11 protein-coding genes are annotated in these 12374 nt (G+C 67.9%); 6 read left to right on the forward strand and 5 right to left on the reverse strand.

Translation table 11 applies throughout. The features are described 5' to 3' along the window. Positions 1-46 precede the first annotated feature (46 nt). The gene (gene kduD / locus ACM0O9_RS10560) at positions 47-802 is read left to right on the forward strand and encodes a 2-dehydro-3-deoxy-D-gluconate 5-dehydrogenase KduD (protein WP_005421125.1); all 756 of its coding nucleotides are present in this window, start codon (positions 47-49) and stop codon (positions 800-802) included. A gap of 90 nt (positions 803-892) precedes the next feature. Next, entirely contained in the window at positions 893-1990 is a 1098-nt protein-coding gene (locus tag ACM0O9_RS10565) for a GDSL-type esterase/lipase family protein (RefSeq protein WP_005421124.1), read from the forward strand. A 79-nt stretch (positions 1991-2069) separates the two neighbouring features. Here ACM0O9_RS10565 and ACM0O9_RS10570 read toward each other — a convergent pair whose 3' ends face one another. Both ACM0O9_RS10570 and phhA read right to left on the reverse strand, forming a co-directional pair. Beyond that, positions 2070-2720 (reverse strand): DMP19 family protein, encoded by a 651-nt coding sequence (locus tag ACM0O9_RS10570; RefSeq protein ID WP_005421122.1) that lies wholly within the window; start codon positions 2718-2720, stop codon positions 2070-2072. Between the two features lie 31 nt (positions 2721-2751). Beyond that, positions 2752-3645: a phenylalanine 4-monooxygenase gene (gene phhA, locus ACM0O9_RS10575; protein ID WP_414604160.1), complete on the reverse strand. Its 894-nt coding sequence runs from the start codon at positions 3643-3645 to the stop codon at positions 2752-2754. Positions 3646-3770: 125 nt separating this feature from the next. Here phhA and ACM0O9_RS10580 point away from each other — a divergent pair, with 125 nt between their 5' ends. Further along, positions 3771-4256, forward strand: coding sequence for an Lrp/AsnC family transcriptional regulator (locus ACM0O9_RS10580; protein ID WP_005411782.1), 486 nt, complete (start codon positions 3771-3773; stop codon positions 4254-4256). 39 nt (positions 4257-4295) lie between these two features. Here ACM0O9_RS10580 and ACM0O9_RS10585 read toward each other — a convergent pair whose 3' ends face one another. Further along, positions 4296-5288: a patatin-like phospholipase family protein gene (locus tag ACM0O9_RS10585; RefSeq protein WP_053496711.1), complete on the reverse strand. Its 993-nt coding sequence runs from the start codon at positions 5286-5288 to the stop codon at positions 4296-4298. 234 nt (positions 5289-5522) lie between these two features. Next, the gene (locus tag ACM0O9_RS10590; protein ID WP_235649670.1) at positions 5523-6539 is read right to left on the reverse strand and encodes a TIGR00266 family protein; all 1017 of its coding nucleotides are present in this window, start codon (positions 6537-6539) and stop codon (positions 5523-5525) included. A 159-nt stretch (positions 6540-6698) separates the two neighbouring features. On the opposite strand from ACM0O9_RS10590, the gene ACM0O9_RS10595 reads away from it, so the two are divergent. Continuing rightward, the gene (locus ACM0O9_RS10595) at positions 6699-8969 is read left to right on the forward strand and encodes a TonB-dependent receptor (protein ID WP_414604159.1); all 2271 of its coding nucleotides are present in this window, start codon (positions 6699-6701) and stop codon (positions 8967-8969) included. 112 nt (positions 8970-9081) lie between these two features. On the opposite strand, the gene ACM0O9_RS10600 is transcribed toward ACM0O9_RS10595, so the two are convergent. After that, positions 9082-9921, reverse strand: a complete 840-nt coding sequence (locus tag ACM0O9_RS10600) for an acid phosphatase (protein WP_164230490.1) — start codon at positions 9919-9921, stop codon at positions 9082-9084. A gap of 261 nt (positions 9922-10182) precedes the next feature. Here ACM0O9_RS10600 and ACM0O9_RS10605 point away from each other — a divergent pair, with 261 nt between their 5' ends. Then, entirely contained in the window at positions 10183-11061 is an 879-nt protein-coding gene (locus ACM0O9_RS10605) for a hypothetical protein (RefSeq protein WP_065179776.1), read from the forward strand. Positions 11062-11072: 11 nt separating this feature from the next. Beyond that, on the forward strand, positions 11073-12275 hold the full coding sequence (locus ACM0O9_RS10610; RefSeq protein ID WP_414604158.1) for a DUF4785 domain-containing protein: 1203 nt from the start codon (positions 11073-11075) through the stop codon (positions 12273-12275). Positions 12276-12374 lie beyond the last annotated feature (99 nt).

The raw sequence follows: 12374 nt of genomic DNA on the forward strand, positions 1-12374 counted from the left end.
GCCGTAGCGCTGACCCCGCTCGCCCCAATCAAGGAACGCATACGCAATGGCTAATCCCTTCAGCCTGGAAGGCAAGGTCGCTCTGGTAACCGGTGGCAACACCGGTCTGGGCCAGGGCATCGCCGTGGCACTGGCCGCCGCTGGCGCCGACGTCGCCGTGGCCGGCATCGCCCCGCCCACCGACACCATCGAAAAGATCACCGCGCTGGGCCGCCGCTGCCTGGCCATCGAAGCCAACCTGATCAGCATCGAGCCGGTGGCGCGTGTGGTCCGCGAGACCATCGAAGGGCTGGGCGGGTTGGACATCCTGGTCAACAACGCCGGCCTGATCCGACGCGCCGATGCGGTGGACTTCAGCGAGCAGGACTGGGACGACGTGATGAACGTCAACCTCAAGTCCGCGTTCTTCATTTCGCAGGCCGCCGGCCGCCACTTCATCGAACAGGGCCACGGCAAGATCATCAACATCGCTTCGATGCTGTCCTTCCAGGGCGGTATCCGCGTGCCGTCGTACACCGCCAGCAAGAGCGGCATCGCCGGGATCACCCGGCTGCTGGCCAACGAGTGGGCGGGCAAGGGCATCAACATCAATGCCATCGCCCCGGGCTACATGGCTACCGACAATACCGCCCAGCTGCGCGCCGATGAAGCGCGCAACAAGGCGATCCTGGAGCGCATCCCGGCCGGCCGCTGGGGTACGCCGGATGACCTGGCCGGTGCGGCCGTGTTCCTGGCCTCGTCCGCGTCGGATTACATCAACGGTGCCGTGCTGCCGGTCGATGGTGGCTGGCTGGCGCGCTGACGGCAAGGCGACGAACGGTGGGTGCGGACCTTGGTCCGCACCGCTTTCCCAAAGCAGCCGAGCACGGCTCGGCTCTACAAGGGCCTGGTCATGCGCAAGCTGTTGCTGCTGTTGCTGCTGTCGTGCACCACCGCACAGGCGGCGCCCGTGCGGGTCTTCATTGCCGGCGACTCCACTGCGGCCGCATACGGCCCCGAGCGCGCGCCGCAGGCCGGCTGGGGCCAGGCGCTGCAGAGCTACCTGGACCCGGCGCGCTTGGAGGTGCACAACCACGCCAAGGGCGGGCGCAGCACGCGCAGTTTCATCGACGAAGGGCGCCTGGATGCCATCGCCGCCGAGCTGCGCCAAGGCGACGTGCTGCTGATCCAGTTCGGCCACAACGATGCGAAGTTCGAAGACCGCACGCGTTATACCGACCCGGACAGCGACTATCCGCGCCTGCTGATGCGCTACGTACAGGTCGCGCGCGGAAAGGGCGCCACGCCGGTGCTGGTCACGCCGGTGGCGCGGCTGCTGTACGACTTCGGTTCACTGCTGGACACGCATGGCCGCTACACACAGTCGATGAAGGCGCTGGCCGCGCGCGAGCAGATTGCGCTGATCGATCTGAATGATCGCAGCATGCGCTGGATCCGCGCGCTGGGTGAGGAGGGCGCGCGACCCTACTTCCTGTTCGTGCCCGAACAGAACAAGGCCGACGGCACCCATTTCAGCGTGGCCGGCGCCCATGCGGTGGCCTGCCTGGTATTGCGCGAGGCGGTGCCGCTGCTACCCGCGCTGCAGCCGGCGCTGGTGCGGGACATCGACTGCGACGTGATGGATGCAGGGCAGGGCGCCGGTGCGACGGGAGATTCGCAGGTCGTGCACGAAGGCACGATTGCGCGCATGCAGCCCGGCCCGCACGGCGGCGGCGGGCCCACCACCGCGTATCCGTTCTTTGCCGGCGCGGCGGACCTGCCCTTCGTGCTGCGCAAGCGCGTGCTGCACAAGGGCGCGGGTATCGGCCTGCATCCGCAGCACAAGGATGAGATCTACTACATCGTCAGTGGGCAGGGCAGCTACGTGCTGGACGGCAGGCAGTACGACGTGCACGCCGGGCACGCGCTGCTGACCCGCAAGGGCAGCCGCCATGCGCTGCAGCAGGTGGGTGACGAGGACCTGGTGCTGCTGCTGGCGTACCCGCGCTGATCCTGTAGAGCCGAGCCTGCGCTCGGCTGTCTTGCATCCGGTTGATCGCAGCCGAGCATGGGCTCGGCTCTACGGGCTGCTACAGCCGCTCTGCACCGAAGTGCAGCAGGCCCAGCCGGGCAAGGTCTTCCGGGCGTTCGAAATAGGCTTCCTCGAACGCCTCCAGCGCTTGCTGTTCGTCTTCGCTCAGCGCGTCGTACAGGTCAGCCAGTTCTTCGATCGCCGGGTCGTCCTCCAGCCGATCCAGCAGCCCGCGCATGCCGGCCAGGATCGCGTGCGTCTGCACTGCGCCCATCGCCTGCAGCGCGCGCAGCGCCAGCTGGCAGGTCGGGTCGCCCCAGTTGCACAGGAACTGCATGAAGCCGCCGTTGTTGATGTCCGCTTCCATGCGCCACAGCGCTACCAGCTGCTGGTCCTCATCGGACAGCGCATCCAGCGTCCATCCGGCGTCCTTCAGCCGCGCCATCGCCGCGTCGTAGCGGTCTTCCCAGACCTGGTTGGGGATATCGACCACGCCCGCCTCGCGTGCCGGCAGCAGTGCCGGCCAGTTCACGCCCAGGCCATCGGCGGTGGCGACCCACTGCGCGCGTTGCCCGGCATCGGCTTCGAACAGCGCGGGTGCCCAGCGCAGCGGCTGTCGGGTGCGCCGGCCATCGGCCAGGGCCAGCAGGATGAAGTCGTCGTCGAAAGCGACGTCGGTCACGCGCAGGGCGGCAAACACATCGGTCATGCCGTGCAGGATACCCGCAGGCCAGCGCGTCTCACACGTCGCCGCCGTCGGCCCAGCCTTCGCCGGTGCCCTTCTGGAACACGCGGTCATCGCCCTGCACTTCACCGGCCGGCAGATGCGCCTGGTTGGCCAGTGCCGCGTAGATCGGGGTGAAGTCCGGCGAGGTCGCCTGCATGAGCTGTTCGAAGCTGTCGATGACGAAGTAGGTCTTCTGGAAGGTGTCGATGCGGTACTTCGTGCGCATGATGCGCTGCAGGTCGAAGCCGATGCGGTTGGGCGCGGCCGATTCCAGCGAGTACAGCGACTCGCCCTTCGACGACACGATGCCCGCACCGTAGATGCGCAGGCCCTCGGGCGTGTCGATCAGGCCGAACTCCACGGTGTACCAGTACAGGCGGGTCAGGTTCTGCAGCGCATCCGGACCGATCGCATGCGCTTTGACGCCGCCGCGGCCGTACGCCTCCATGTAGTCGGCGAACACCGGGTTCATCAGCAGCGGCACGTGGCCGAACAGATCGTGGAACAGGTCCGGCTCGGCGATGTAGTCGATCTGGTCCGGGCGACGGATCCACCAGGTCACCGGGAAACGGCGGTTGGCCAGATGGTCGAAGAAATCCAGTTCCGGCAACAAGCCTTCGACGCCGACCAGGGTCCACCCGGTGGCCGCGCCCAGTACTTCGTTGAGCTGGTCGAATCGCGGAATCATGTGCGCGTTCATGCCCATCTCGTCCTGCGCATCCAGGAACTCCTGGCAGGCGCGGCCGACCAGCAGCTCGCGCTGGCGCTGGTACAGCGTGCTCCAGGTCGCGTGGTCGTCGGCGCTGTAAGTGTCCCATGGCTGCTCGACGAGCGCGGTGGTATATACCGGCACGTAGCCCTTGTCGGTCTGCTGGTGTTCGACGCGGCGGGGCTGGGCGAGGTCCATGCGGCACTCCTGGATGGGATACCCATGATGCTAGGGCAGGGGACGCGCAACAGGGTTGCAAAAGTTGCGCCGATTGGCCTTGTTGGCGCAATATCCTTGCGTACTCACCATGTTGCGGGGCAACAATGGCCGGAGAAGTCCAGTTCGATCGCACGGATATACGCCTGCTGGCCGAAATCCAGCGGGATGGGCGCGCCACCAACGCCGAGCTGGCGGCGCGGGTGAATCTCTCTCCTTCGGCCTGCCTGCGGCGGTTGCAGCGGCTGGAAAGCGAGGGCGTGATCGTCGGCTATGGCGCGCGGCTGGAGCCACGGCAGCTGCGGCTGGGCCTGCAGGCCTTCGTGCGCGTGCAGCTGGAAAAGCACGACCAGGCCGCCATCGGCCACTTCGTGGACAGCGTGCAGGCGTGGGACGAGGTGGTGGCCTGCCACGCGCTGACGGGTGACATGGACTACCTGCTGCACGTCTACGTGCGCGACCTGGAGCACTTCTCGCGCTTCCTGCTGGATCGGCTGCTCAATGCCGGTGGCGTGGCCGATGCCAATTCCAGCTTCGTGCTGCGCACGGTGAAGGGCTTCCAGGCGTTGCCGCTGTCGCAGCTGGAGTCCTGAGCAACCACCGGGCGGGCCCGGTGGCCTGGCTTCAATGGATCAGCACTTGTCCTTGCGGCCCATCAGCTTGCCCAGGCGCGAGGCTTCCTCGCACTTCGGCGCGGCCACCGGTGCCGGTGCGGCAGCTGCGGCGCGCGCGCGCTGCAGCTGCTGGATCCTGGCGCGGATCTGCGGCATCGCTGCCATCGCAGCCTTTTCGCCTTCCAGGATCGCGGTGCCACGCTGGCTGAAATCGGCGGCACCGATGTCCAGTACCTTCGGGCGGATGACGATGTCGGCGCGCGCCAGTTCCTGCTCGCCCAGGCGCTGGCCCATGATCGAGATGGACTGGTTGACGATGCCCAGCATGTCGGTCGGCGCCTTGCCGCTGGCCTTGCTGGAGATGTCCACGGCGATCACGAAGTCGGCGCCGAGCTGGCGTGCGGCATCCACCGGCACCGGGCTGACCACGCCACCATCGATGTAGTTGCGGCCGCCGATCTTCACCGGCTCGAACACACCGGGAATGCTGCTCGACGCGCGCACTGCCTGGCCGACGTTGCCGCGCACGAAGATTGCGCGCTCGCCGGTTTCGAGCTGGGTGGCGACGGCGGCGAACGGCTTCTTCAGGCGCTCGGCGGGACGGTTGGCGACCTGCTCGTTGACGTAGTCCTGCAGCTTCTGGCCCTGCACCAGGCCACCGGAGAACAGGCGCACATCGCGGATGCTGGCTTCGTCCAGCGCGACGGCCTTGCTCTGCATCTGGAAGGCATCCATGCCGCTGGCATACAGGGCGCCGACCACGCTGCCGGCGCTGGTGCCGGCGACCACGGCTGGCTCGAAGCCGTTGGCCTCCAGCATCTTGATCACGCCGATATGGGCAAAGCCTTTGGCCGCGCCGCCGCCCAGGGCGATGCCGATCTTCACCGGCTTGGCCTGCGGGACCACGGTCGGCGCAGGCGGTGGCGTGGGGCGGACCGGATCGCCACCGCAGCCGGCCAGCAGGCCGATCAGGGCGACGGACAGCAGCATGCGGGGGCGGAACAGGCTCATCGGCAGTGCGCGCGCGGCGCCGGATTCAGGAAAGGGCGCCAGCATACCGAAGCCGCGGCGGGGCGGGCAGGGTGGGAAATATCGCCCATTCATAAAGGTAGTGCCGGCCGCTGGCCGGCAACCATAGGGAAACTGGCAACGGTCCACGGGGCTGCCGGCCAGCGGCCGGCACTACCGGGATGCGCGCCAAGGTCCATGAGGTTGCCGGCCAGCGGCCGGCACGACCGGAGGCGGTCAGAAGCGGTTATCGCCATCCAGCATCCGGCCCAGGCCGCCCAGCACCGAGCCTTCGCCGCGGCCTTGGCCGCCGCCCTGCGGTGCGGCCATCCACATGCGGCCGGCCAGGCGTGAGAACGGCAGCGACTGCAGCCAGACCTTGCCGGGGCCGGTCAACGTGGCCAGGAACACCCCTTCGCCGCCGAACAGCATGCTCTTGATGCCGGCCACCCGACGCACGTCCATGTCCACCGTCGGGTGGTAGGCCACCACGCAGCCGGTATCCACGTCCAGGCGTTCGCCGGCGGCCAGCTCGCGCTCCACCACGCAGCCGCCGGCGTGGATGAACACCCAGCCGTCGCCCTCCAGTTTCTGCATGATGAAACCCTCGCCCCCGAACAGGCCGGTCATGATCTTGCGCTGGAACTGCACGCCGATCTGCACGCCGCGCGCGCCGGCCAGGAAACTGTCCTTCTGGCAGATCAGGCGGCCGCCGTGCTGGTCCAGCTTCATCGCCAGCACCGTCCCAGGGTAGGGCGCAGCGAAGGCGACCTTGCCCTTGCCATGGCCGCTCTGGGTGTAGACGGTGGCGAACAGGCTTTCGCCGGTCAGTACGCGCTTGCCGGCAGCCATCACCTTGCCCATGAAGCCGCCGCCCTGGTCGCCATCGGCGGCGCCGAACACGGTATCCATCTGCACCGTGGCGTCCTTGAACATCAGCGCGCCGGCCTCGGCAATGGCGCTCTCGCCGGGATCAAGCTCGATTTCCACGAACTGCATTTCATGGCCGACGATGCGGAATTCGATGTCGTCGGCGCGGCCGCTGGCGGCGGCGGGGACCGGGGGTGGGGTGTGGGGCATGCCCGGGGCCGCGGATTGCAGTTCAGGCACTTCGGCAATCGAGGTCCATCCGCTCATGCCCTGGCACCAGGCCAGCGCGCGCGGGTTGGCCTGCGCGTAACGGCGCGCGGCCGGGTCATCGAGCGGTCCGATTCGGTCGGCCTGGGCCGAGGCATGGAAGTACCACTGGGTCATTGCGGCGGCTCCGCGGCGCTGGAAAATCCCGAGTCTAGCGAGCGCCCCGGGGGCAGGGCGACGGGGCCATGAACGGCCGGCATTTGCGGGGCAGGTGCTGTATTGCAACAATTATCTGGTAGCGCCGTTTTACCACCCCTCCAAACACAGCCTACCGCCATGTCCCCGACCCGCACTTCCCGTGGCCGCCTTCCGGTCGCGCGCCCTCTCGTTGCCGCTCTTTCCGCCCTGCTGCCGCTGGTAGCAGCCGCCCAGGAAACCCCTGCCGCCAAGGATCCGGTTGCCCTCGACACCCTGCAGGTAACCGCGCAGCGCCGTGTCGAGAACGCCAAGGACGTACCGGTCGCAGTCAGCGCGATCCAGGGCGAGAAGCTGGATGTGCTCGGTTCGGCCGGCGATGACATCCGCTTCCTGGCCGCACGCGTGCCGAGCCTCAACATCGAGTCGTCCTACGGTCGTGCCTTCCCGCGCTTCTACATCCGCGGCCTGGGCAACACCGATTTCGATCTCAATGCCTCGCAGCCGGTGTCGCTGGTATACGACGACGTCGTGCAGGAAAGCCCGCTGCTGAAGGGCTTCCCGCTGTTCGACCTGGCCAACGTGGAAGTGCTGCGTGGCCCGCAGGGCACCCTGTTCGGCCGCAACACGCCGGCCGGCGTGGTCAAGTTCGACTCGGCGCGCCCGTCGCAGGATGCCGATGGCTACCTCCGCGTCGGCTATGGCAGCTACAACAGCTGGAACGTGCAGGGCGCCTACGGCGGCCCGCTGACCGACCGCTGGTCGGCGCGCGTCTCGGCGATCTACCAGCGCCGCGACGACTGGGTCGACAACACCCGTGTGGGCGCGCCCAACAGCGGCTTCGAAGGCTACGACGAAGCCGCCGGCCGCGTGCAGTTCCTGTACGAAGGCGATGACTTCGAAGCGCTGTTCAACCTGCACAAGCGCAAGCTCAACGGCACCGCCCGCCTGTTCCGCGCCAACATCATCCAGAAGGGTGGCAATTCGCTGGTCGAGAACTTCGACCGCGACAAGGTGGCCAACGACGGCGTCAACTTCTCCGACCTGGAGACCTGGGGTGGCAGCGCGCGCCTGCAGTGGAACCTCGGCTCGGTGACCCTGCACTCGATCACCGGCTACGAGACCGCCGAATCGCTCAACCGCGGTGACATCGACGGTGGCTACGGTGCGGCCTTCCTCGGTGCCGGCAACTACGGCCCGGGCCTGATTCCGTTCTCCTCGGAGTCGGCTGATGGCCTGCCGCACCATCGCCAGTGGACGCAGGAATTCCGCGTCGAGTCCAACGAGTGGGGCCGCTTCGACTGGCAGGCCGGCGTCTTCTACTTCGATGAAGACGTGACCATCAACAACTTCAACTACGACTCGCTGGCCCCGGGCAATCCGCAGACCGGCCACGTGGTGCAGAACCAGCGCAACAAGGCCTGGGCAGTGTTCGCCTCGGGTGACTTCGACGTCACCGACCGCTTCAAGCTGCGTGCCGGCGTGCGCTACACCCAGGACAAGAAGGACTTCAGCGCCAGCGTGCTGCAGGCGGTTCCGTTCGGCACCCCGGTCAGTGGCCCGTACCTGGCCAACACCGACGTCAACGACGTCAGCTGGGACCTGAGCGGCGTCTACAAGCTCACCGACGAAATCAACGCCTACGCCCGCGTGGCCAAGGGCTTCCGCGCGCCATCGATCCAGGGCCGCCTGGCCTTTGCGCCGGGTCTGTCGCAGGCCAATTCGGAGAAGGTCATCTCGTACGAGGCCGGCATCAAGGCCGACCTGTTCGAGCGCCGCGCGCGCCTGGGCCTGAGCGTGTTCCGCTACGACGTCGATGGCCAGCAGCTGATCGCCGTGGGCGGCTCCAACAACACCGCCACCCTGCTCAACGCCGACAAGACCATCGGCCAGGGCGTCGAGCTGGACCTGGAGGCCTACCTGGCCGACAACGTCCTGCTGACCTTTGGCAGCAGCTACAACGACACCGAGATCAAGGACAAGAACCTGGCGGTGGCGATCTGCGGCGGCGGCTGCACCATCACCGACCCGACCACGGTGATCAACGGCCAGACCTACGCGCTGGTGAACGGCAACCCGCTGCCGCAGGCGCCGAAGTGGATCCACAACGCGACCCTGCGCGTGGGCTTCCCGCTCAGCGATGGCAGCGAGCTGTACGCCTACACCGACTGGGCCTACCGCAGCGCGGTGAACTTCTTCATCTACGAGTCGCCGGAATTCCGCGGCCGTAGTTCGCTGGAAGGCGGCCTGCGCCTGGGCTACAACTGGGAGTATGGCCAGTACGACGTGGCGGTGTTCGGCCGCAACCTGACCAACCAGACCCGCGTGGTCGGTGCGATCGACTTCAACAACCTGACCGGCTTCCTCAACGAGCCGCGCACCTGGGGCGTGGAGTTCACCGCGAAGTTCTGATGCGGTCGCTGCGGTAGTGCAATGAAGAAGGGCCGGCGCACTGCCGGCCCTTCTGCTTCGCACCCACCGGTAGTGCCGGCCGCTGGCCGGCAATGACCGATCGCGCAGGCGCCTACAGCGCGCTCTGCGGGCGCACCTTCAGTACCGCGTTCTCGGTGGTGCAGTCGCGGCTGGAGTGCAGGCCGGCCGTGCGCGCGGCAGCGATCTCCTTGCGTGCGGCCAGCAGGTCCTTGTTGAACGCGGCGTTGTCGTGCAGGCGGGCCACGGCGGCGGCACCCATGAAGCGGCCTTCGAGGATGTCGCTCTGCCAGTGCACGTTGCATACCAGGCGGCTCTCGCCGTAGTTGCGGCCGCGGGCCTGGATGGCATCGGCGCGGTCCGGCACGATCTCCGACAGGATCAGTGCCCAGGCCCAGCCGATCGAGGTGTGGCCGGATGGATAGGAACCATTCTTGCGCAGGCCATCCTCGTCCTTCGGCGAGCAGGTCGGCTCACCGTTGACCATGAACGGGCGCGGGCGCTGGTAGTGGTTCTTGGCTGCCTTGGTAGCGGCGCTGGCGTCGATCCGGCTGCGCTCCAGCAGTCGATACAGCGCCGGAGTCTTCACCGCATCGACGTCGATGTCGGCGGCGCAGGAGAAGTGGTTTGCACCTTCGGGGAAGCCGAGTTCCGCATCGATGCCGGCCTGGGCGAAACGCGGGCTGCCTCGCAGCGCGCGGGCTTCACGGCTGACCTGTTCGTCCAGGGCGAGGGCGGCCGAACCGGCCACCGGCGGTGCCGGCACCAGATCGAGGCTGGCCGGAACAGCGCTCTTGTCCAGATAGCCCACGGCCTTGGTGGTGATGTTGGCTTCGACGGCGGTCGGCTTGGTGGCCGTGGCAGCACAGCCGGCCAGGGCCACGGCAACGGCGAGGCCGAGCAGCGGGCGGGCAGGGTGGGAAATCAGCGACATGGACGGGCTCCGGAGGAAAAACATCGCGTCATGATCGCAGCCCGTGCGCGGCACCGCAGTGGCCATCGGTCATACGGCCAGACCCGGCATGGTCATCACAGGAGATGAAGAACGTCATCGAAGGGTGCCAGTCTGCTGAATCCGGGCGCAGCGCACGGACTTTCACGCGGCCGCACCGTGAGCATCGGCACATCGGCAGTCACCAGGGGCCGTCCAGTTCCAGCCGGGTCGGGGGGATCCGAAGACAGAGGGAGAGAAGCGATGCGCAGCACCGCAACAGGAAGTACCGTCCTGGCCCTGCTTCTGGGGCTGGCAGCAGCACCGGCGCAGGCCGCCGACGTGGTCGGCGTGGCCTTCGTGCATGGCACCGGCGCGCAGACCAATGCCACCCAGGACTACTGGCAGCCGGCGATCATCGACACCGTGCGCCAGGGCCTGCCGAACAGCAGCAACTATGTGGTCATCAACTGTGACTTCACCCAGTACATGTGGAAACCGGAGGCCGCCGGCTGCCTGGCCAACCAGCTGACCAGTTTCATCGACAGCCGTGGCATCACCCAGCTGGTGGTGATTACCCATTCCAACGGCGGCAACGTGATGCGCTGGATCCTGTCCAATCCGACCTACGACAGCCGCTATCCGAAGATCATCCGCACGGTGCGCAAGGTCAACGCACTGGCACCGTCTTCGGCGGGCACGCCACTGGCCGATGCGGTGCTCAACGGCAATACCTTCGAAACGTCGCTGGGCTGGCTGCTGGGCTACAAGAACGACGCGGTACGCCAGCAGCAGGTGGCCAGCATGGCCACCTACAACGCGCAGAACCTGTACGGCACGGCCGGTCGCCCGGCGCTGCCCAGGCCGTTCCGCGCGGTGGTCGGCAGTGACGTGGAATCGGCGGTGTGGGACAACAACAGCTACTGCGGTGGCTATGCCGCCAACGTCGGCCTGGAGTTCACCCAGAACTGGTTGTCGTCCTGCTCCGATGGCTTCCTGGAGTGCAGCAGCCAGAAGGCGGCCGGCACCACCTGGTTCACCGACAAAGCGCGCACCCAGGGCGCAGAACCGCTCAGCCACAACCAGAGCCGGCGCGAGTGCTTCGGCCTCGGCACCCTGCTGCGCAACGACCTGACCCAGTGAGGGAGATGACCATGACGACCCATTCCACCCTGCTGGCCAGTGCGGTGCTGGCAGTACTGTCCCTTTCCGCCGCGCAGGCCGCGCAGCCTCTGCAGGCGGCCCGCGCGGGCGATCAGGTGCCTGCCGCATTGGTGGCCGCGCCGCTGCCTGCCGATGAAAGCGAACACGCGCCATTGTCGTTTGCCTGGGCGCTGGACCCGGCGCAGCCGCTGCAGGCGGCCACGCCATATGCCTCGGTCAGCCGCAGTTACTGGCAGCAGGTCGATGGCACGCAGCTGCAGCGCGGCCTGGACCTGCCGCTGACGGCGCCCGATGCGGTGATCCAGCTGAGTCCGGCCGCAGGAGCCCGCGCGCTGCCGGCCAATACCCTGCAGGTGCGCGACCCGGCTGGCCGCAGCAGCGTGGCCCGCAGTGTCGATGCGCGCGCGCTTCAGGATGCCGGCATGCCGGTGAGTGATGGCAGCAGCATGCTGCGCACCGGCGCGACCAGTGCCGCCGGTGCGTACACCCTGCAGAGCACGCAGGCGCAGGGCCGCTATGTGGTGCAGGTGCTGGAGCCGAACAGCCCGCTGCGGTTGGAAGTCCAGGCCAACCAAGCGCAGGTGCTGGCCGGTGGCAACGTGCAGCTGCAGGCACGCCTGCTGGAAGACGGCGCCACCACCGCGCAGCTGGCATCGCGTCGTGGCGGCCTGGGGGGTGAAGCCCTGCTGGTCGCACCGGATGGCCGCAGCTGGCCGCAGCGCCTGCTGCGCACCACCGATGGCAGCCTGCGCGCGCAGGTGCGGATCCCGACCGACATCGGCACCGTGCAGGGGCTGTGGGAGCTGCAGGTGTTCGCCCAGGCCGATGGCGTGCTGCGCGATGGCAAGGTGGCCTTCGCGGTGGCACGGCCGACCGCGCGTTTCAGTGGCCAGGCAGCACCGGACCCGTCCAGCCGCCAGGTGGCGCTGCCGCTGCAGGTGGCTGCGGCAGGCCGCTACGAGGCACGCGGCACGCTGTATGCCACGGCCCGCGATGGCCGGATGAAGCCGGTCGCGCAGGCACATGCAGCCGCGTGGTTCGATGGCCCAGGCGCCGGCCAGCTGGTGCTGCCGTTCGGCGAGGCCGCGTTGCCGGCCGGTTTTGGCGCACCGTACGAGCTGCGCGACCTGCAGCTGCAGGACCAGAGCCGGATGGCACCGATCGAGTCGCGCGCGCTGCCGTTGCGGTTCTGAGGTTGCGTGCAGCGGGCCGGGGTCCGGCCCGCTGCTCCTGTGTAGAGGCGAGCCCATGCTCGGCGGCCGTTTGCCGTGATCAGGAGCAGCCGAGCATCG

The sequence above is a fragment of the Stenotrophomonas sp. FR012 genome, from assembly GCF_047520565.2.
Taxonomy (GTDB): Bacteria; Pseudomonadota; Gammaproteobacteria; order Xanthomonadales; family Xanthomonadaceae; genus Stenotrophomonas; species Stenotrophomonas sepilia.

Bases quoted from the DNA above. Each gene is read 5' to 3' on its own strand.
- kduD (WP_005421125.1), top strand. From the start codon at position 47: ATGGCTAATCCCTTCAGCCTGGAAGGCAAGGTCGCTCTGGTAACCGGT.
- ACM0O9_RS10565 (WP_005421124.1), top strand. From the start codon at position 893: ATGCGCAAGCTGTTGCTGCTGTTGCTGCTGTCGTGCACCACCGCACAG.
- ACM0O9_RS10570 (WP_005421122.1), bottom strand. From the start codon at position 2,720: ATGACCGATGTGTTTGCCGCCCTGCGCGTGACCGACGTCGCTTTCGAC.
- phhA (WP_414604160.1), bottom strand. From the start codon at position 3,645: ATGGACCTCGCCCAGCCCCGCCGCGTCGAACACCAGCAGACCGACAAG.
- ACM0O9_RS10580 (WP_005411782.1), top strand. From the start codon at position 3,771: ATGGCCGGAGAAGTCCAGTTCGATCGCACGGATATACGCCTGCTGGCC.
- ACM0O9_RS10585 (WP_053496711.1), bottom strand. From the start codon at position 5,288: ATGAGCCTGTTCCGCCCCCGCATGCTGCTGTCCGTCGCCCTGATCGGC.
- ACM0O9_RS10590 (WP_235649670.1), bottom strand. From the start codon at position 6,539: ATGACCCAGTGGTACTTCCATGCCTCGGCCCAGGCCGACCGAATCGGA.
- ACM0O9_RS10595 (WP_414604159.1), top strand. From the start codon at position 6,699: ATGTCCCCGACCCGCACTTCCCGTGGCCGCCTTCCGGTCGCGCGCCCT.
- ACM0O9_RS10600 (WP_164230490.1), bottom strand. From the start codon at position 9,921: ATGTCGCTGATTTCCCACCCTGCCCGCCCGCTGCTCGGCCTCGCCGTT.
- ACM0O9_RS10605 (WP_065179776.1), top strand. From the start codon at position 10,183: ATGCGCAGCACCGCAACAGGAAGTACCGTCCTGGCCCTGCTTCTGGGG.
- ACM0O9_RS10610 (WP_414604158.1), top strand. From the start codon at position 11,073: ATGACGACCCATTCCACCCTGCTGGCCAGTGCGGTGCTGGCAGTACTG.